Annotated in this window: 18 protein-coding genes; 13 read left to right on the top strand and 5 right to left on the bottom strand. The window is 52.6% G+C overall.

Annotated elements, in window-relative coordinates; all coding sequences use genetic code 11:
- The first annotated feature begins 17 nt into the window (after positions 1-17).
- From gcvPB to NST23_RS07465, 6 genes are all read left to right on the top strand, one after another.
- Positions 18-1,502, top strand: coding sequence for an aminomethyl-transferring glycine dehydrogenase subunit GcvPB (gene gcvPB, locus NST23_RS07440; protein ID WP_429827470.1), 1,485 nt, complete (start codon positions 18-20; stop codon positions 1,500-1,502).
- The gene (gene lipA, locus NST23_RS07445) at positions 1,483-2,361 is read left to right on the top strand and encodes a lipoyl synthase (RefSeq protein WP_280648145.1); all 879 of its coding nucleotides are present in this window, start codon (positions 1,483-1,485) and stop codon (positions 2,359-2,361) included. Before gcvPB ends, lipA begins: the two co-directional genes overlap by 20 nt.
- Before the next feature lie 149 nt (positions 2,362-2,510).
- Complete coding sequence (gene purU, locus NST23_RS07450; RefSeq protein ID WP_122963020.1) at positions 2,511-3,386, top strand: formyltetrahydrofolate deformylase; 876 nt, start codon at positions 2,511-2,513, stop codon at positions 3,384-3,386.
- Between the two features lie 468 nt (positions 3,387-3,854).
- The gene (locus NST23_RS07455; protein WP_340963447.1) at positions 3,855-5,561 is read left to right on the top strand and encodes a DUF262 domain-containing protein; all 1,707 of its coding nucleotides are present in this window, start codon (positions 3,855-3,857) and stop codon (positions 5,559-5,561) included.
- Between the two features lie 429 nt (positions 5,562-5,990).
- Positions 5,991-6,428, top strand: coding sequence for a hypothetical protein (locus tag NST23_RS07460; RefSeq protein WP_063228592.1), 438 nt, complete (start codon positions 5,991-5,993; stop codon positions 6,426-6,428).
- A 15-nt stretch (positions 6,429-6,443) separates the two neighbouring features.
- Positions 6,444-7,769 (top strand): hypothetical protein, encoded by a 1,326-nt coding sequence (locus NST23_RS07465; RefSeq protein ID WP_122963022.1) that lies wholly within the window; start codon positions 6,444-6,446, stop codon positions 7,767-7,769.
- Between the two features lie 68 nt (positions 7,770-7,837).
- Here NST23_RS07465 and def read toward each other — a convergent pair whose 3' ends face one another.
- Together def and NST23_RS07475 are read right to left on the bottom strand one after the other, a co-directional pair.
- Positions 7,838-8,356: a peptide deformylase gene (gene def / locus NST23_RS07470; RefSeq protein ID WP_122963023.1), complete on the bottom strand. Its 519-nt coding sequence runs from the start codon at positions 8,354-8,356 to the stop codon at positions 7,838-7,840.
- Positions 8,357-8,382: 26 nt separating this feature from the next.
- The gene (locus NST23_RS07475; protein WP_122963024.1) at positions 8,383-8,625 is read right to left on the bottom strand and encodes a helix-turn-helix domain-containing protein; all 243 of its coding nucleotides are present in this window, start codon (positions 8,623-8,625) and stop codon (positions 8,383-8,385) included.
- 271 nt (positions 8,626-8,896) lie between these two features.
- On the opposite strand from NST23_RS07475, the gene NST23_RS07480 reads away from it, so the two are divergent.
- The 3 genes from NST23_RS07480 (at position 8,897) to NST23_RS07490 (ending at position 13,866) form a co-directional block, all read left to right on the top strand.
- The gene (locus NST23_RS07480) at positions 8,897-9,985 is read left to right on the top strand and encodes a M24 family metallopeptidase (RefSeq protein ID WP_122963025.1); all 1,089 of its coding nucleotides are present in this window, start codon (positions 8,897-8,899) and stop codon (positions 9,983-9,985) included.
- Between the two features lie 295 nt (positions 9,986-10,280).
- Entirely contained in the window at positions 10,281-12,017 is a 1,737-nt protein-coding gene (locus NST23_RS07485) for an ABC transporter ATP-binding protein (RefSeq protein WP_122963026.1), read from the top strand.
- A gap of 1 nt (position 12,018) precedes the next feature.
- On the top strand, positions 12,019-13,866 hold the full coding sequence (locus tag NST23_RS07490; RefSeq protein WP_328140205.1) for an ABC transporter ATP-binding protein: 1,848 nt from the start codon (positions 12,019-12,021) through the stop codon (positions 13,864-13,866).
- A gap of 401 nt (positions 13,867-14,267) precedes the next feature.
- On the opposite strand, the gene NST23_RS07495 is transcribed toward NST23_RS07490, so the two are convergent.
- Complete coding sequence (locus NST23_RS07495; protein WP_242772232.1) at positions 14,268-15,008, bottom strand: MBL fold metallo-hydrolase; 741 nt, start codon at positions 15,006-15,008, stop codon at positions 14,268-14,270.
- 83 nt (positions 15,009-15,091) lie between these two features.
- Entirely contained in the window at positions 15,092-15,358 is a 267-nt protein-coding gene (locus tag NST23_RS07500) for a CD3324 family protein (protein ID WP_340963449.1), read from the bottom strand.
- A 215-nt stretch (positions 15,359-15,573) separates the two neighbouring features.
- On the opposite strand from NST23_RS07500, the gene NST23_RS07505 reads away from it, so the two are divergent.
- A complete protein-coding gene (locus NST23_RS07505; RefSeq protein ID WP_340963451.1) occupies positions 15,574-15,987 on the top strand; it encodes a hypothetical protein in 414 nt (137 codons plus the stop codon).
- Positions 15,944-16,498, top strand: a complete 555-nt coding sequence (locus tag NST23_RS07510; RefSeq protein WP_340963453.1) for an ABC transporter substrate-binding protein — start codon at positions 15,944-15,946, stop codon at positions 16,496-16,498. Before NST23_RS07505 ends, NST23_RS07510 begins: the two co-directional genes overlap by 44 nt.
- 60 nt (positions 16,499-16,558) lie before the next feature.
- Here the strand turns inward: NST23_RS07510 and NST23_RS07515 are convergent, their stop codons facing one another.
- Positions 16,559-17,440, bottom strand: a complete 882-nt coding sequence (locus NST23_RS07515) for a LysR family transcriptional regulator (RefSeq protein WP_122963031.1) — start codon at positions 17,438-17,440, stop codon at positions 16,559-16,561.
- 147 nt (positions 17,441-17,587) lie between these two features.
- Between NST23_RS07515 and NST23_RS07520 the strand changes: the two genes are divergently transcribed.
- Together NST23_RS07520 and NST23_RS07525 are read left to right on the top strand one after the other, a co-directional pair.
- Positions 17,588-18,820, top strand: coding sequence for an MFS transporter (locus tag NST23_RS07520; protein WP_280648151.1), 1,233 nt, complete (start codon positions 17,588-17,590; stop codon positions 18,818-18,820).
- 619 nt (positions 18,821-19,439) lie between these two features.
- Complete coding sequence (locus tag NST23_RS07525; protein WP_173596149.1) at positions 19,440-19,655, top strand: hypothetical protein; 216 nt, start codon at positions 19,440-19,442, stop codon at positions 19,653-19,655.
- The last annotated feature ends 33 nt before the right edge of the window (positions 19,656-19,688 follow it).

Below are 19,688 nucleotides of genomic sequence, written 5' to 3' on the forward strand. Positions count from 1 at the left end.
AAGAGCTGATTTTCGAAATGAGCAAGCCGGGTCGCGTCGCTTACAGCCTGCCTGAGAGCGATGTCCCAGAGGTGGAGCTGGACGCAGTTTTCCCCGCACAGTATTTGCGCAAGCAGCCTGCGGAGCTGCCGGAAGTATCCGAGCTGGACTTGATGCGTCACTACACCGGGCTGTCCAACCGCAACCACGGGATCGACTCCGGCTTTTATCCGCTCGGCTCATGCACGATGAAGTACAATCCGAAAATCAACGAAGATGTCGTTCGCTACCCCGGCTTTGCCAAAATTCATCCGTACCAGGCGGAGGAAACGATGCAGGGCGCATTGCGGGTATTGTACGACTTGCAGGCGGAGCTTTCGGAAATTACCGGGATGGATGCGGTTAGCTTGCAGCCTGCGGCGGGAGCACAGGGCGAATGGGCGGCGCTGATGATGATTCGCGCTTACCACGAGAGCCGCGGGGAAAAACGGACGAAAGTGATCGTGCCTGACACGGCGCACGGGACGAATCCGGCGAGCGCGGCAGTCGCTGGTTTGGAGACGGTCACGATTTCTTCTGATGAACAGGGAAACGTCAATCTGGAGGAGCTGCGCAAAGTCGTGGGAGCAGACACGGCTGCATTGATGCTGACGAATCCGAGCACGCTCGGCTTGTTTGAGGAAAGCATCCAGGAGATTGCCGAGATCGTCCACGCGGCGGGCGGCTTGCTGTACTACGATGGAGCGAATGCGAACGCGATCATGGGCATCGCTCGCCCGGGAGACATGGGCTTCGATGTGGTGCATCTGAACTTGCACAAGACGTTTACCGGGCCGCATGGCGGCGGCGGTCCTGGCGCTGGCCCAATCGGCTGCAAAAAAGAGCTGGTGCCGTTTTTGCCGCGTCCGCAGGTGGTCAAGGAGGGCGACACGTATCGCCTCGACTACGATATTCCGCAATCGATCGGACGGGTCAAAGCGTTTTACGGCAACTTCGGGATTTTGCTGCGCTCGTTCGTCTACATTCGCGCCAACGGGCCGGAAGGGTTGCTGCGCGTCTCCCAGGAAGCCGTGTTGAATGCGAACTACATGATGCGCAAGCTGGCGCCGTACTACGATCTTCCTTACGACCGCATTTGCAAGCATGAATTTGTCCTGTCCGGGCGCAAACAAAAGAAATTGGGCGTGCGCACGCTGGACATTGCCAAACGTCTGCTTGATTTCGGCTATCACCCGCCGACGATTTACTTCCCGCTGATCGTGGATGAGTGCATGATGATCGAGCCGACCGAGACGGAGTCGAAAGAGACGCTGGATCAGTTCATCGACGCCATGATTGCGATTGCGAAAGAAGTGGAGGAAAATCCGACGATTGTGCAGGAAGCTCCGCATACGACGATTGTCTCGCGTCTGGATGAGGTGACGGCGGCGCGCAAGCCCGTATTGCGCTATCGGAAGCCGGCAGAGGAAAACGCTGTGCCGAAAGCAGAGGGGAGCCAAGCCAATGAAGGTGCCCTCGTCTGAGCGAAAACCGGAATGGCTGAAAATCAAGCTGCATACGAATGAGCAGATGAAAGAGCTGAAAGCGATCATGCGCGGCGGCAACCTGCACACCGTATGCGAGGAAGCGAAATGCCCGAACATCTACGAATGCTGGAGCAACCGCACGGCGACGTTCATGATTTTGGGCAGCATCTGCACGCGCGCCTGCCGCTTTTGCGCCGTGAAAACGGGCCTGCCAACCGAGCTTGACCAGGAAGAGCCGCAAAAGGTAGCGATTGCGACAGCGAAAATGGGCTTGAAGCATGTGGTCGTCACCTCGGTTGCGCGCGATGATCTGCGCGACGGCGGAGCGTCGATTTTCGCGGAGACGATCCGGGCGATTCGCGAGCGCAATCCGCTGACAGGCATCGAAGTATTGATTCCCGACTTCGGCGGATCGGAGGAGGCGCTGGCGACGGTTTTGGCCGAAAAGCCGGACATATTGAACCACAACATCGAGACAGTCGAGCGCCTGTCGGATCGGGTGCGGGCGAGAGCGAAATATCCGCGTTCCTTGACGCTTTTGCAAAATGCGAAAAAGCTTCGGCCCGGGCAGAAAACAAAGTCCAGCATCATGCTTGGCGTAGGGGAAACGGACGAGGAAATCGTGCAGACGATGCACGACTTGCGCGCCGTCAACTGCGATATTATGACGCTCGGGCAGTATTTGCAGCCGACGAAAAAGCATTTGCCCGTCCTGAAATACTACACGCCGGATGAGTTTCGCGAATTTAAGGAACTGGGAATGAAGCTGGGCTTTGCCCATGTGGAATCAGGGCCGCTCGTCCGCAGCTCCTACCATGCGCATGAGCAGGTGGCGCAAGCGACGATTGCCAAATAAACGCGACTCCCGCGCCTGTTGCTTGACAGGGCGGGAGCTTGCTTGTTTGTTTGTCCATGCCATGAAAGCTGATCGCAGCTTTTCCAACGGTTTTGGACAGTCTATGTCTATGAAGAGGGAAAAGCATCCAGAATGGGAGGAACATACATATGAACCACGAGCCTGCAAAAAATGAGAACCGCGCCGTCCTCTTGATTTCTTGCCCGGAGAGATTGGGCATCATCTCTGCCGTTTCCAATCTGCTGCTCAGCTACAAAGCGAACATCGTTCAGTTCGACCAACACACGACAGACCCGCGCGACGGGATGTTTTTCATGCGCATTTTGTTTGACCTCGACTCTCTTCCGACGGCATTTTCACAGTTGGAGCAGGACTTGGCCAAAATGGCCGAGGATTACCCGATGGACTGGCGGCTCAGCAAGGAAAGCCAAAGAAAACGCATGGCGATTTTCGTCTCCAAAATGGATCATTGCCTTGTCGAGCTGCTCTGGCGAGTCAAATCGCAGGAAATTCTCGTCGATATTCCCATGGTCATCAGCAATCATCCGGATGCGAAAGAGACGGTGGAAGCGTACGGCATTCCGTTCCATCACATATCGCTTGCGACCCAGAGCAAGGAAGAGGCTGAGCGCAAGGCGCTTGAGCTGTTGCAAGGCAATGTCGACTTCATCGTTTTGGCCCGGTACATGCAGATTTTGTCTCCGCGCTTTATTACCCATTTTCCCAATCAGATTATCAACATTCACCATTCCTTCCTGCCCGCCTTTATCGGGGCGAATCCGTACAAGCGCGCCTTCATGCGCGGGGTGAAGCTGATCGGGGCAACGGCGCACTACGTCACGAACGATCTGGATGAAGGCCCAATCATCGAACAAGACGTGATTCGCGTCAACCATCGCTATACGGAAGAAGATTTGAAAGTGGCAGGCCGCCACGTCGAGCGAAACGTTTTGGCCCAGGCGATCTCCTGGCACGTGGAGGACAAAGTCATCGTGTACGGCAACAAGACGATCGTGTTTGCCTAAAAAATATTTGCTTATTTTTCAGGCTTTGTTACGCTTGCCCTATCGAAAAATGAAAGGGTGACCGAAAGCCGATGATCTCCTAATCCGATTTCCAGGAAAAACTCATATGAAAATGACGAATTTTTTTGGACAGGATAGGTGTAGGCTTTTGCTCGTAAAATATGGCATTTGACTTTTTCTCATGGAGAAGTGTGCCTGTTTATTTGCGTGTCGAATTTTCGCCTCCTGTCCAAAAAATGGATGAGGGGGCTTTTTTATGTTGCGCAAAGGTCATCTGCCAGCTGTGCTTGGCGTTTGATGGTGAATATGTTTATGGTGATGGTGGGAGTTGGCTTGATTATTCCGCCGCGGTGGCAAGAAACCTTTTGAAATGGCAAAAGGTTGTGGAAAACCGTGGTCATTTTAACTAAGATGAAAGGAAAAGACGAATATTGAATCCGCTTTTTGGAAAAAGGAGTCCGATGGCACATGGCTAACTGGGAAACAAAAAAAGTATCCGAAATCGTTACGCGTATCCACGACAACACCCTGGTACTGCCTGTCATCCAGCGCAGGCTCGTCTGGGAAGAAGAGAAAATGGAATTGCTGTTTGACACTCTGCTCAAGGGAAACTCGTTCGGCGGGATTATGGCGATCGAGGAAGAAGAGGGCAACAAGCCGCTCTTTGCCTATAGGCATTTTACGAAGGACGGTCAGGCCATCAGTTCGATCTACGATGAAACCAATTCAAAGGATCACCTGTTCATCATCGACGGTCAGCAAAGACTCCAATCGTTTTACCTCGGATTGCTGGGAAGCTTTAACGGAAAAATTTTGTATTTCGACTTGTTTAGCGACTTTAAAAATCTCGTATTTTACTTCAAGTTCGAAAAAGACAGCGACAAGCTGCCCAAGCAGGCGACGGATAAAGAAGAGTGCGAATTGAAGACGTACAAGTGGTATTCGGTCAGCAAACTGTACCGCTCCTTGAAACAGACAAACGACGAGGATCAAGTAGCGGATGAAATCATCCAGAACTTTGCGATCACGGAAGCGCTTGAGAAGGACTACGTTCGCAAAAACATCGCCCGCTTTTACCGCAGCATTTTTAATAACGAAAGCATTGGCCTCTCGAAAGTGCGCATCAACCGTTCGCTGAACGAAAACTCCAATCGCCAGCGGATCGTCGAGTTGTTCAGAAGGCTGAACGACGGCGGGACAAAGCTGTCTTCCTTTGATTTGGTGGCGTCGATCCTGAAAGGGTTCGAGTGGAAAATGGAAGAATTTCTGGAGTCCACGCTGAAAGATTATCAAGACATCGGATTGACGCAAGAAGTTTTGATCAAGCTCGTCTTTTTGCTGAACGACAATCACAAAAAGGAAATGACCGATATCGAGGAAGCAGACGCGACATTCGCCATCGAAAATCGGGCGCGCATCCTTGAAACGTTAAAATCGTTGCGGAAGTTTTTGCAGTCCGCCAAGCTGCTCAACTACTACCGGGAAGGGAACCGTTCCTTTATCCCGCTCTACTTCATCGCGTATCATATTTTTCACAAAACGGATGTGCCGACGGACAGGCTGGAAAATCTGTTCGATACATTCGATACGAGCAACGAGGACTTCGCAAGTATTTATGAATGGATGTACTGGTCGCTGCTGAACGGGGTATTCAGCCGAGGCTCCGGATGGATTCCGTATAAAACGGGGATTCGAAAAATATTGGAGGAAATGAAGCAGCACAAAAATGCGCCTTTTCCGACGCAGCGCCTGTTTTCCATCTACACCAGCCACCCGCTCTGGTTTACGCGGAATCTCGATGCATCCAGCATCAGCAACCAGTTTGACAGCAACTTTTTGTTCTATTTGATCTACGACCGTGAACCTGTCACAAGAAAACAGGATATGGACCACATCCACCCGTACTCGATTCTTGTGAGCAAAGGGTATTCGCTGGACCAGGTCAACAGCGTCTTCAACTATCAGCTCCTCGATTACGGCACAAACCGCGGAGTGAAAAACGCGAAGCCGTTGAAGGAATGGATTGACAATCATGTCACGAACAAAACGTTTTACATCAACCAGCATCTGATTCCAAGAGATGAGCAAACGTGGGATGCGGATCAGTTTCTCCGGTTTTACGAGCAGCGTGCTCAGTTGATTAAGGAGAAGCTTCATCCGATGTTGTATATTTAGGTTGGCGTAGAAGAGTAAGGGCATCCACAGGCTGGTTTGGTGTGGGTGCCTTTTTTGGTGCGTTGGGGATCGGTGCTGTAGTGGAGGGAGGAAACAGGAGAAATTGCTTTAGGGCACCTGGACTCTTGCGGGGAAGCATGGACTGGTCCGCCTATGGCAAAAAAGGAAAACCGCGTCAAAAGCAGCGTGCTCGAAGAAGCGTAATCACGTGCTGCTGAAAAGCCGGTTTCCTTTTTCTCCTCCAGTTGGGTGGGAGTCCGAAAGTTCTGCCGCTTGTTTTTTCTGTTTCCTCGACCAACGTTAGCTTGATCCGATACTGCGTTCCTGAGCGAGTTTTGGTAAATCATACGCTGGAAGATGATTCCGAAAATAGAGGCTAACGTGTAAAATTGAAAGAGCATGGGAAAATATGAAAGTCGAGGGAATTACATGAGTATTATCGCACTAACTATTATTCTGTTTTTTGTGTTCCAGCATTATTTGCCTACTGTTACGCAGGACGATCTGTGGTATCCAGAAATGCTCGGTTATTACCAGCAGTTTCATTCGGACACGGTTGCGATCCTGATTCTCTCCTACGCTATCGCCTTTCCACTTGGATTAATCATGGAGGGATGGATCGCAAAAGGACTGCAAAAGATTCGTTTCAAAAGGGAAGACTGGGCGATTTTAAGAGTTTTGACGGTAGCGAATGAGAATGATGGATACATTACGGCCGTGGATGTTGCCGCAAAAACTACGCTTTCCTTAACGGAATCGCAAAAAATTTTGGATGATCTGCATAACAGGGGATACGCAGACTTGAGCGTGGCGAAAACAGGGGATATTCTTTACTGCTTCCCCGGATTTTCCAATAGGGACGAATAGAAGGGAGGGGAAGGAATGGAATACTTCTTCGGGATGGCTTTTTTTATTTTGGTGGGTATTTTAATTCTTTGTGCAGTATTAATAATCCTTGGTGTTGCACTATGGAAGCCATTTTTTACTACTATACATCTCTTGATGGACAATGAGAGCATCATAGGTCTACTCTTGGTGATTCTTTCCCTGATCTACATTGGCTCCCGGATGATTGAGCGAATGCTTGCGAAAAAGAGTCAGGATATCAAGTATCATGCAGATGTGATCGGGATTGCGCTAGATTATGGCAACGAGGTTACCGCGCCAATGCTGGCATTGAAAACTTCATTGAAGCTGGCAGAATGTGAGCGGATTTTAAAGGAACTTGAACAAAAGCAGATTCTAAGCAGTTCATCTGCTGTCGGCGACGCCACAGTATATGAATTGGCGCCGCTCGTCTACGAGAATTGGCTGCCAGATGAGCGGGATTATTGTGGCAAGGTGGATGAAACGGAAGAAGATGAAAAGAAACAAAAAGCATGGAAAAAGTTGCCGAGGATTACCTTTATCGTTCTTGTGACCATCATAGCTCCGCTCTGGCTATTGGATAAACAGATGATTTATTCAGATGCATTTTTGACAGGAGCCATCATCGTCTGCACGTTAGCAGTGATCCGCCTGATTCATGTTGTTTACTTGGCTTACCGAGACTATGTGCGGAAAACCGAACATGATGTCCTGGGTTACGTTTTGGACAACCAAGGCGTGCTATATCCGCAAGAAATCGCAGAATTTACCAACGAGAGCATGTCATCCCTCCAGCCGATGATTGATCGCTGGCACAAGAACAATCTTGTGACGATATCGTACGAGAATGACGGGACAGCGATATATTTGTTTCCGAATTGCTCGCATGAATCTATGGTGTACAATCGGGAGCCAAATTACAAGCCGCAAGCGAAGTTCAAGCATCTGCAAGAGCAGCTGATGATGACGTGTTGTTATGCTTTCTTTTATTCGTTATTGGCTGGTTACGCTTTAATGAACTGGAATAATTTCCTCTTTTATGGGGGGATTGGGGCGGTTATCGGCGGATACAGAGTTTTGTATTTAATCAGGGCTAAGGAGGAAGCAGAAAAAATGGAGCGAGTGGCTTTCCAGGTAGCCAAGCGGAAGAATGGTCGCCTGACCGTCCACGAATTGGCTTACAATGCAGTGGTCAGCATGGAGGAGGCGGCAAAACTGCTGAAAAAGTGGGAGCTTGACGGCTTCGCCAGAAAAATGGATGCCAGCGAAGAGTTCGTTCCTGTCTACATCATCAGCGGTATCGTTTCCAAAGAACAGCGGCGGACTTCAGAACGCGTATAGAACGTATAAAACGAAAAATCCACCCTGAAATCATCAGGTGGATTTTTCGTTTTCCCATCAAAACCGAATTACCCTTGCTTTTGCGTCAACTTCCACACATCCATCAGGTTCACTTTGCGCTTCGTCTGGTCATGGTACAGCTTATCGCCTTCAATCCGGTCCACGAACAAAATCCCGTCCAGATGGTCGATTTCGTGCTGGATGCAGCGCGCCAAAAAGTCTTCGGCTTCCATGGTGAATGTCTCGCCAGTGCGGGTCGCAGTCTCGATTTTGACGTACTGGGCGCGTTTCACAATGCCGGAGTAGCCGGGAAAAGACAGGCAGGCTTCCGGGCCGAGCTGCTCGCCGGACATCTCCAGAATCTGTGGATTGATCAGCTCGATCAGCCCGTCTCCGCAATCCATGACGATGACCCGCTTCAAAAATCCGACTTGCGGAGCGGCCAGCCCTGCGCGGCCTTCCTTGGCGTACAGCGTTTCTGCCATATCGTCCAAAAGTTTCCCCAGTCTGTCATTAAATTCAACCACCGGCTTCGCGCTTTTGCGCAAAATCGGCTCTCCGAAAGGCAGGATTGTTTTGACTGCCATCTGCTTTCAACCTCCAAAGGTAGTAATTATGCCCCATCTTGTTGGGAGGGTGGGGTGTAGACCCATAAATCATTCGGTGTGCAGTCCAATGCCGTGCACAAGGCATCGAGCGTGTCAGCCTTCATCTGCTTGGGCTGACCGTTCAAGAGAGCGCTGATCGACGGTGCCGATATTTCGTAGCCGGCTTTTTCCTTCAGCAGACGGGCGAGCGCTGCTCCGGACCAGATCCCTCTGTCAGCCATTACTTTTCGCAACATCCACACAAGCATTCGATCACCTTCTTTTAGGTGTTGCCTAATGTTTTAAGTTATTACCTAATATAACGGATTTCGCGAAAAAAGCAAGCGGGACGGCGGACCATTTTGCCAAAAGGACATCGGCTTTCCGGTACGCAGGTGCAGAATGGACGGCTTCGGCAGGATTTGTCGTCCGTTCTGTTGTATTGAAGGGGAAAGGCAAAGAGGCGGAAGTGGAAAAAAGCATCCTTGCCGCAGGCTATATCGGAGCAAGCGCCATCAACGGCAAAAAGGAGAGAACGAGATGCAGGAAGCGAGAAGACAACGCCTTGCCCATCATTTGCAGCAGGAAAACACGGATGCGTGCATTTTGGTGCCTGGCCCGAATCTGTACTACTTCACTGGTCTGGCGCTGCATCAAAGCGAACGGCTCAGCCTGGCTATTCTCACGAAGGAGAATCAGTTGTTGTTTTTGATGCCCAAGCTGGAAGTGAGCAAGGTCGAGCAGGTGGCACACGATGCTTTGTTCTCGTACACGGACGAGCAAGGTCCGGGACAGGCGTTGGCGGAGGTGCAGAAAAAACTGGGCACGCTCGGCCGGGTCGGAATCGAGTATGGGCACATGCGCGTCAAGGAATGGAAAGCGGTTGAGCAGCTTGGGGCACAGGAGTTTGTCGAGATCGAGCAAACGGTTGATGCGTTGCGCGTGATCAAGGACGAGCAAGAGATCGAGGCGATCCGGCAAGCGGTACGCATCGTGGAAGACAGCTTTCAGGCGATCCTGCCTCGCGTCAGGGCTGGTGTCGCGGAGCTGGAGGTTGCCGCCGAGCTGGAATACGAGATGCGAAAAAGAGGCTCGGAAGGCACGCCGTTTGACACGATTGTCGCGTCGGGATATCGCGGGGCGCTGCCGCACGGACGGGCATCGGACAAGCTGATCCAGTCCGGTGAGCTGGTCGTCATCGATTTCGGAGCCATTTTTCATGGGTATGTGGCTGATATTACGCGAACGGTGGCTGTCGGGGAGCTGGACGCGGAGCTTGCGAACATTTACGAGGTCGTGCGGCAGGCGCAGCAAGCGGCAGTTGAGGCGGTTCGCCCTGGCGTCACGGCGCATGAGATTGACGAAACAGCCCGCGCGATTATCCGGGATAGCGGCTATGGCGAATACTTCACGCATCGGCTTGGACATGGCATCGGGCTTTGCGGACACGAGGAGCCGTACATGATCCAGAACAATCCGCTGGTGCTTGCGCCAGGCATGGCGTTCACGATTGAACCGGGCATTTACTTGCCGAACAAAGGCGGAGTCCGAATCGAGGACAATGTCATTGTGACGGAAGACGGCTGTCTCAATTTGATGAATTTGCCGAAAGAGCTTCTGTCCTTGTAAAAAAGCGATGATGGGCGGGTGCCAAACGCATTTTGCTGAAAAAAGCGGACGTCCAGCCGGAGATCACTCGAGACGAAGCTTGAGTTCAAGGCATAGGAAGTCGCAGCAATAATCGGAAAGCGTCGCATATAAAATAATCCTTATATATAGAAGAAACACCTCACAAGCAGCAAAGAGCAAGCATGTTCTCTGCTGCTTGTTTATCGTGAAGAGATACAACTCCCCTCGTGACAATTTGGATGGCAACAGGTATCGTGGAACGTAGAAGCTTTGCAGCAAGAAATGAGGTGACTCAATGCGGTTTTATCAAAAATACATAAAAAAATACGGCTTTGTTGCAAGCGTATCCATGATCTTTTTGACGGTGGAAGCTTTGTGCGACCTTTTACAGCCGACGATTATGTCCCGAATCATCGACATCGGTGTCGCGCAGCGCGATCTGGATTACGTGCTGAAAACGGGCGGGCTGATGCTGTTGATTACAGCCTTGGGCGCTGTGGCTGCTACCGTCCGCAATCTGCTTGCCACGTACGTGTCGCAAAACTTCGGAGCGCAGCTTCGCGCCGATCTGTTCACGAAGGTGCAGTCGCTGTCTTTTGACAGTTTGAACAAGTTCGACCGCGCCTCGCTCGTCACGCGCATGACCAACGACGTCAATCAGGTGCAGGTGTTTGTCAACGGCATGATGCGTATTTTCGTCAAAGCGCCGCTGATGTGCATCGGCGGCTTGTTCATGGCGACCCAGTTGAATGCCGACCTGGCGGTAGTGCTCGCAGTCGTGGTGCCGATTGTCGGGCTGTTGATCTTTTTGAATCTGAAAATCGGTTTTCCGTTTTTCCTCAAGGTGCAGCAGGCGCTCGACAAGGTAAACGGTGCTATGCGCGAGTATTTGTCGGGCGTGCGGGTCGTCAAGGCGTTTAACCGTTTTGACTTCGAGGTGGGCAAGTTCACCGGGGCCAATGAAGAGTTGCAAAAGAAATCGCTGTCTGCGACCCGCGTCATGTCGGTTTTCAGCCCGGCGATCATGCTCACGGTCAACCTCGGAATCGTCGCTGTGCTGTGGCTGGGCGGTTTGGGAGTCGAGCAAGGGAGCATTCAGGTTGGACACATCATCGCGTTTACCAACTACATGACGCAAATCTTGTTCTCGCTGATGATGATTTCGCTCGTCTTCAACATGTTCGTGCGGGCCAAAGCATCGGCTGGGCGGATCGGCGAAGTTTTTGCCGAGGAAAACCGGATGAGCTGGAAGGAAGCGGCGGCGGGGGCGGATGAAGCCGGGGCTGAAACAGGCCGGATCGATTTTGAAAACGTCAGCTTTTCCTATGCCGGAACGAATGGTCAGCCTGTCCTGAAGCAAGTCTCTTTTACATGCTTGCCGGGGGAAACAGTAGGGATCATCGGCTCTACCGGATCGGGGAAAAGCAGCCTGGTCGGCTTGATTCCGCGTTTTTACGATGTGACGGAAGGGACGATTCGCGTAGACGGACAGGATGTGCGCGATGTCGAGCCTGCCAAGCTCCGCGAAAAAATGGCGATCGTGCCGCAGAAAACGACGCTTTTTACAGGCACGGTACTGGAAAATATTCGTTGGGGCAAGGAAGATGCGACGGAGGAAGAGGCGATCGAGGCGGCGCGCATGGCACAGGCGCATGAGTTTATCGCCGCCACTCCCGAAGGCTACCAGACGCGGGTAGGCCAGGGCGGGGTCAATTTTTCCGGGGGGCAAAAGCAGCGGCTCTCGATTGCCAGAGCGTTGGTGAAAAAGCCGGACATTCTCATTCTCGACGATAGCACCAGTGCGGTTGATGTGGCGACGGAAAGCCGGATCAAGGAAGCGCTCAAAACGTACGCGAAAGGGCTGACCTGCATTTTGATCGCGCAGCGGATCACGTCTGTCATGGATGCCGACAAGATTGTCGTCCTCGACAACGGCGCAGTGGCGGGGATTGGCTCGCACGAAACGCTGCTCGCTACGTGTCAGGTCTATCAGGAAATCTTCCTATCGCAAATCGGCAGGGAGGTGAGCTAACATGTCGCAACAACAAAAAGAGCAGCAGCCGATTTTTCCGACGCGGCCTGGACGCGGGTTTGGGCATGGGGCACAGCGAGGTCCGGTGAGCAAGCCGAAAAACTTCCAAGCCACGCTGAAAAGACTGTGGCAATCGTTCGGGCGGGAAAAAAGATGGCTGCCGCTCGTCTTTGTCATCGTGTTGGTAGACGGGTTCCTGATGCTCTCGGCTCCGTACTTGATCGGAAAATCGATCGATGCGATGACGGGCGGCCCCGGGTCGCTTTCGCTGTTGTCGATCATCGTTTTGGCCTTGCTCAGCTCTTATGTGCTCGATGGGGCTTTGACGTTTTTGCAAGGCTGGATGGTCGCGGGAATCACGCAGCGGATCGTGACGAATATGCGCCAGGCGATGTTTGAAAAGCTGCAAAAGCTCCCGGTCGCCTTTTTCGATTCGCGTACGCATGGCGAGCTGATGAGCCGGCTGACCAACGATATCGACAACGTCAGCAACTCGATCTCGCAGTCGACGACACAGCTGATGTCAGGCGTCATCGTGATTGCGGGGTCTTTGATCATGATGATCGTGCTGTCCCCGATTTTGACGCTTGCCTGCCTGATTACGGTTCCGCTTGTGTTCCTGTTGACCCGCACGATTGCGAAAAGAACCAGTGTGCTGTTCAAAGATCAGCAGTCCGAGCTGGGCAAGCTGAACGGGCATATTGAAGAGACGATTTCCGGCATCCAGGTCGTCAAGGCGTTCAACCATGAAGAAAAGGCGATTGCCGACTTCGCGGCGATTAACGACCGACTGTGCAAGGTCGGGATGAAAGCGCAAGTGTGGTCGGGCTTTTTGATGCCGATCATGAACGTGATCAACAACCTCGGCTTCGGCATGGTCGCGATTGTCGGCGGTGTGCTCGCGGTCAAAGGGATGATTACCGTCGGCGTGATCGCCAGCTTTCTCAGCTATTCGCGGCAGTTTGTCCGTCCGCTGAACGACCTCGCCAGCATTTTCAACGTGCTCCAGTCTGGAGTCGCCGGAGCAGAGCGCGTGTTTGAAGTGCTGGACGAGCAAGAAGAGCCGCTCGATGCGCCGAATGCGGTCGTGCTTGCGAATCCGAAAGGGCATGTCGTCTTCGATCGGGTGAGCTTCGGCTATCGCCCTGATCAGCCGATTTTGCAAAACGTCAGCTTCGGGGCGGAGGCGGGCAGCACGACGGCATTGGTCGGACCAACAGGGGCAGGCAAAACGACAGTGGTCAACTTGCTGACGCGCTTCTACGATGTGACGGAAGGAACCATTTACCTCGATGGAAAAGACATTCGCGAATATTCGCGGGACAGCCTGCGCCGCAGCTTCGGCTTCGTTTTGCAGGACACGTATTTGTTTTCCGGGACGATCAAGGAAAACATCATGTACGGCAAGCCCGATGCGACAGACGCCGAGGTGGAAGCGGCAGCGAAAATGGCGCATGCAGACGTGTTCATCAACCGCCTGCCCAAGCGCTACGATACGCCGCTGACGGAAAACGGGGGGAATCTGAGTCAGGGACAGCGCCAGCTTTTGGCGATTGCCCGCGTCTTTCTCGCGAGGCCGTCGCTGTTGATTCTCGACGAGGCGACGAGCAGCATCGACACCCGTACCGAGTTGATCATTCAGGACGCCCTTGCTTCGATCATGGAAGGGCGCACGAGCTTTGTGATCGCCCACAGGCTCGGAACGATCCGCGATGCCGACACGATCATGGTCGTCGATCGCGGGCAGATCGTGGAAAAAGGCAGCCACGACGACCTGATCGAGCAAAAAGGGATGTATCATCAATTGTTTTACAATCAGTTCAAAAACTTGGAGACGGCTTCGCAGTAGAAAAATGCCTCGGCTGGCGCGCGTTGGCGCGTGTGCAGGCGGGGTGTTTTGTTGTGGCGGACTCAGCGATTTGACGCCTATGACTTTGATGCGACGCTGAACATTTTTTCCCCGTCGTATGGACGAGAATGCGCTCCCTCCTCGGTTGATGACGCCCTGGAACATATCGGCTTGATTTTGCATGACCATGACTGCTGTACTCTTGTGAAACCGAAGCGGTACCGAGCGAACGACGGCAAAAGCAAAGCCCTGGCATCCACTTCGGCGGACGACAGGGCTTTTTGGCGGTGACAGCTTGTGCAAGCGAAAAAAGCGAAGTTGCAAAACAACGCCAATCCTCATTGTAACTTGTTGCCTGGCATCGGACTGCGCGCTTTTTGCAGTCGGGAGTAATCAATTTGTCATGTTGTCTGGTAACGTTGAAGCAGCTCTTCCAGTGCCTGCTTCACATCGCCCTGAAACAGCCCGCCGTGATAACAGACGAGCTGCCTGATCTCATAGTCGAGCAAGCGGCGGACAGAGCGGACGGCATCGGCAAGGTCCAATGCGTACTGCGGATTGGCAATCGCGAGTTTTCCGTCCTCGATGACCACGGCATCTCCGGCAATCATGGTCTGGCTTGCCGGAAGATACAAAGACATATGTCCAGGCATGTGACCGGGCGTGTGAACGATCTCGATCCCGCCGCACCAGGGCAGACGATCCTGATCGACTACCGTGCGCTCGACTGGTGCTGGCTCGATCGTCTGCAAAAAGCGGATAAACTGTTCCGCAAGCTCCAGCTCCTCGCCAGTGAGGGAGGCGAGCGTTGCTTGCGCCTGCAAAATTCGCAGCGAAGTTTTGGCGCCAGTTACGTATGGGGCATCTGACTCGTAGGCGATGATTTCAATTTGCGGGTATGCTTGCTTCAAAGCGGCGAGCGCGCCGATATGGTCGACATCATGGTGAGTCGCGATCACTCTGGTCAGCGCGGACAAGTCGAGCTGCTGGCTGTTCGCTGCTTCTGCCAGCAGCGGCAGGAATCCGGGATAGCCGCAGTCTACGAGGATCAGCTCGTGTTCGTCGCGCAGCAGGACGGGTGTGATGACTTGACTGTGTCCGTTTTGCTCAAAAGACAGCGAAAGCAGATGCATGCCATTCATGGAACGTACCTCCATTTGTCGTAGCGATAAGCGAAGTGTAACGCAGGAAGTGCGGTACTTGCACGGACGACTACTTTTCTGGATTATGGCTGTTCGCGAATGATGCGGCGGATGCTGTGTCTCGTCAAAAAATATTGCTCGGCCAATTCCTTGACGCCCGTTCCTTGGCGATAAGCCTGCAAGATGGCCTGGTTTCGCTCGCGAAGCAATTGCTTCGTGTCGGTGCCGTCGCCCCACTTTCTTTTGGAAGCGGAAGACTTCGGAATATACAAATAGCTGCCCTGGACGTATTGCTGGATTTCCTGCAAAAGCGGTTCCGGCAAAACGAGTTTGGCATTTTGGTATCTCATCTGACTCTGCTCCTGTCTATATAACGTGAAGTCGGTATATAGCAGGGCAAAGAGGCCCTTCTTTTAACACTAGCGAGTCGGCCCTGAGTAAAGAGGAAGGAGGACTCTTTGCCCAGAGCCGCAATCGGCAGTTCGAACGTAAGGGTCTAGCATACGGTCAACTCCTTTCCCTTTTAATAGTAGTAAGCGGTTTGGCGGGATGCAAGGACATTCCCTTGTGGACATGGAAAAAAGCTGCTGGTAAGATAGCTTGTGATAATAATTATCAATTTCATTCGGAGGAAACTGTGCCAAAATACGCGAAATGGATCGCGAAAGGAACGGCAATTCTCGCTTTACTCGTTGCCATGACAGGATGCGGGGCGGCAACGGAGCCAAAAGGGGCCAGCAATGAAACCCCGGCTCAGCAAGCGGCGCCAGCACAGGATAGCGTGAAGATGAAAATGTATAAAATGCCTAACGGAAAAGAAATCCAGATTCCTGCAGCACCGAAGCGCATCGTCTCCGATCTGTATCTTGGCCAGCTTTTGTCCATCGGGGATCAAGCCGATCGGAACGACTGGCTATTCCAAGATCGCGCCGACTGTGCTGATCCCATACGGCACGTACAACGACGACATCCGCGCTGACATACGGGCTTTTGGCGAGCTGCTGGACAAGCAAGCGGAGGCAGAGGCTTGGATCAAGCAATTCGATGAAAAAGCAGCGAGTGCCCGCGAAAAAATCAAGACGGCGGTAAAAGACGGGGAGACGGTCGGAATTTACGAGCTGCGCTCTCAGGAGTTTTACGTGCTCGGAGACAACTGGGGACGCGGCGGTCAAGTCATCTACAATGCGCTCAAGCTGACACCGCCGCCAGCCGTGAAGGAAGTCGTAGATGCCAACACGCCGCCCAAGCTGATTTCCCAGGAAGTGTTGCCGCAATTCGCAGCAGACCACATGTTTGTGACCACGTATGAGACGAAGCAAGAGGATAAGGATAAGTTTTTCGGGAACGCGGTTTACAAAAATTTGCCAGCCGTCAAAAACAACCACATCTACGAGATGACGTTTGAGCAAATGTACTATTACGATCCGCTGGCGATTGAAGGCCAGCTCGACCTGGTCGTCGAACAGCTGTTGGCGCATCAGGCAAAATAAAGCAACGAATATGCGGAAAGACCCTCGGAGCACAGCCTACAGTCCGAGGGTCTTTTTCCGTCATTTCCTGAATGTGTCCAGGACAAATTCCTTGAAGCGCACGGCAGCAGGAGACAAGTAGCCGCCCTGGACCTGGGCCATGCCGATGACGCGCTGGCATTTCGGGCTGCTGATGCGGATTTGCGCGATTTTGCTTTTGTCGATGCCCCGCAAATCGGGCAGCAAGGACACGCCGAGTCCCGCCGAAACCAGCCCTGCTACGGTGGCTGCTTCTTCGCCTTCGAAGGTCACTCGCGGGACTACACCCAGCTGCTCAAACAACTGGTCTGTCGTTCGCCGCAGGGCGTAGCCCTTTTTCAAAAAGATGAACGACTCCTCGGCAATTTCCGCGAGCAGGATGCTCTCCCGTTCAGCCAGCGGATGTCCGAGCGGAACGATGGCAAACAGTTCTTCGCTCCAGAGCGGCGTCCACAAAATCGGCAGCTTGGTTTCGGTCGGTTCTGCCAACAGGCACAAATCCAGCTCGCCGGCGTCGAGATGCGCAAGCAGCGAGTAGCTGTGATTTTGGATCATGGTGAAGCTGATCGAGGGCGACTTGGCGCGGAAAGAACCGATCAGGTCGGGAATCAGGCTGGTGCCGAGCGTGTGCAGAAAGCCAAGCGCCACTTCCCCGTGATCGGGATGAACGAGATCGCGAAGCTCCTGTTTTCCGTCCTCAAATTCCTTGAGAATCCGGTTGACGCGCTTTAAAAAAAGCTGGCCGTAGCGATTGAGCATAATCGTCCGGCCTTGGCGCTCAAAAAGCGGGACGCCAAGCTCCTCCTCCAGCCGGGCGATGGAGCGGCTAAGTGCAGGCTGGGAAAGCGACATGGCTTCCGCTGCGCGGGTGACGTGCTGGATGCGGGCGAGTGTCTGAAAGTATTCGAGCTGTTGCCATTCCATGGAAGCAACCTCCCTGTATGACGCTGATCTGTCGTCGATTCATTACTTTGGTGCATCAAAATTATGATTACAATAAATTATACATTATGAATTGTCAATGATAGTATAACAGTGAAGCGGGGAGAAACACGGGGAGGTTTCACCATCATGGGACACATCAAGCAAGGCACAGCCACTTTTCGCAAGACGAACCTGGCGTTTTTTGCAGCGGGTTTCAATACGTTTGCCATTTTGTACAGCACGCAGCCATTAATGCCTGAATTTACGAAAGAATTTGGCATTTCGCCGACGATGGCAAGCTTGTCGCTTTCGCTGACGACGATCTCTCTTTCGATCAGCATGCTGATTTTCGGGACGGTGTCCGAAGTGTGGGGGCGCAAGCCGGTGATGATCAGCTCGATGCTGGCGGCGTCGCTCTTGTCGATTTTGACGGCATGCAGCACTTCCTACGAGACTTTACTTCTGTACCGCATTATTCAAGGAATTTCATTGGGAGGACTCCCTTCGATCGCCATGGCTTATCTCGGAGAAGAGATGGAACCGAAAAGTCTCGGTGTGGCGATGGGACTATACATCAGCGGGAACTCGCTTGGAGCGGTGTGCGGGCGGATTCTCTCCGGGACGCTCACGGACTTGTTCAACTGGCACGTGGCAATGGGGACAATCAGCCTGATGAGCCTGGTAGCCACACTGGTTTTCTGGATGAGCTTGCCCGCCTCGCAAAATTTTCACGCGCGTGCTCCCGAGCTGCGCAAGCTGGCAGGCTCGATGCTCGCCCACTTGCGGGACCCGGCTCTGCTTTGTCTGTTTGGCATCGGATTTTTGAGCCTTGGCAGCAACGTCGCGCTCTACAACTATATCGGGTATGTGCTGACTGCGCCGCCCTACTCGCTCAGCCAAACGCTCGTAGGCTGGATCTTCATCGTCTTTCTCGTCGGGATGTTCGCTTCCGTCTGGATGGCGAAGCTGGCCGAGAAGTTCGGGCGGACGAAAATGCTGCTCGTCTCTTTGTTGCTGACGCTGATTGGCGCATGCCTGACGCTCGATGCGCATTTGGCTGTCATCGTCGCGGGCCTGCCGATTCTCACCTTTGGCTTTTTCGGCAGCCACTCCATCGCGAGCGGCTGGGTAGGCAAGCGCGCAACCCACGACAAGGCGCAAGCGTCTTCGCTCTACTTGTTCTTTTATTACGCAGGCTCCAGCATTGGCGGGACGATGGGAGGACTTTTCTGGTCTTCGCTCGGCTGGGGTGGCGTCGTCACCATGATCGCCGGATTCATGGCCGTAGCCTTCGTGTTTGCCACAAAATTGTCCAAAGCGATAGCCATTCCGGCGCCTCCGGTTTTGGAGAAGAAGTGGTCGGTGGCGAAGATGAAGTGATAATGAGGAAAAGCCCCAACGGCTTGTTGGGGCTTTTTCTTATGAACTGCGATTCCTCGTAACACTTATCACTGCCGCTAAGTAAAGAATCGCAGCAACGATGGCTCTTAGGAACGAGCGGTCACCAGTGTCATTATTGTAAATGGAAACGGACGCCATTACCACGATGTGGCCAAGTATGTAAACCAATAGGCCGTACAGAAGTTTTTTCCACATAAGGGACCATCCTTTTTCATAATCAAAGCTGTCGTAATCGGGGGATGCCATCTCTATATCTGCAAGGTATTGTACGGTTGAGCGATGGCTGGTGAGTTTCTTTTCGGCTGCAAATACAAGGGCGCTTTTTGCTGTAATTATTTTCCTTTTCATTATATACCAGGAAATTCCGAATGAATATAATTACAAGAAGAAGTGCGAGAAGATCGATAAAAACCTCCGACATAGGACGCTTTGTACTGCCGGAGCAACGAGATTCAGGAAAAAAGAGCCGGGAAACGCTCGGGATTGCAAGTGGAGAGAGATAGGGGTTCACAAACTCGGTAAAAACGTTCAATATTAGCACCATATACGAGAAGACGACAAGATCCAGTTCTATTCATCCCGAAAGGACCTGATCAAAATGACCCTAGGCGGTTTTCAAAGCGGCTTTTCAGCCAGAAAAGTGCCGCGCTCCGAAGTGAAGTGGGAGCAGTTCCTCATTTGCAGTCACGGGTGCGAGGAAGTCATCCAGCTGATCTCCCACGTATCGGGCGAGGTTGAGTTTGAGTTGTGCAAAATCGAGGCGGAGCGAATGGGCAAAGTGCTGCTTGAAGCTGCGAAGACAGAAAGTTTTTGAAACTTCTGGGCCGCTGATCCGTACGTATGTAAG

The organism is Brevibacillus sp. FSL K6-0770 (genome assembly GCF_038000275.1).
Classification (GTDB): domain Bacteria; phylum Bacillota; class Bacilli; order Brevibacillales; family Brevibacillaceae; genus Brevibacillus; species Brevibacillus parabrevis.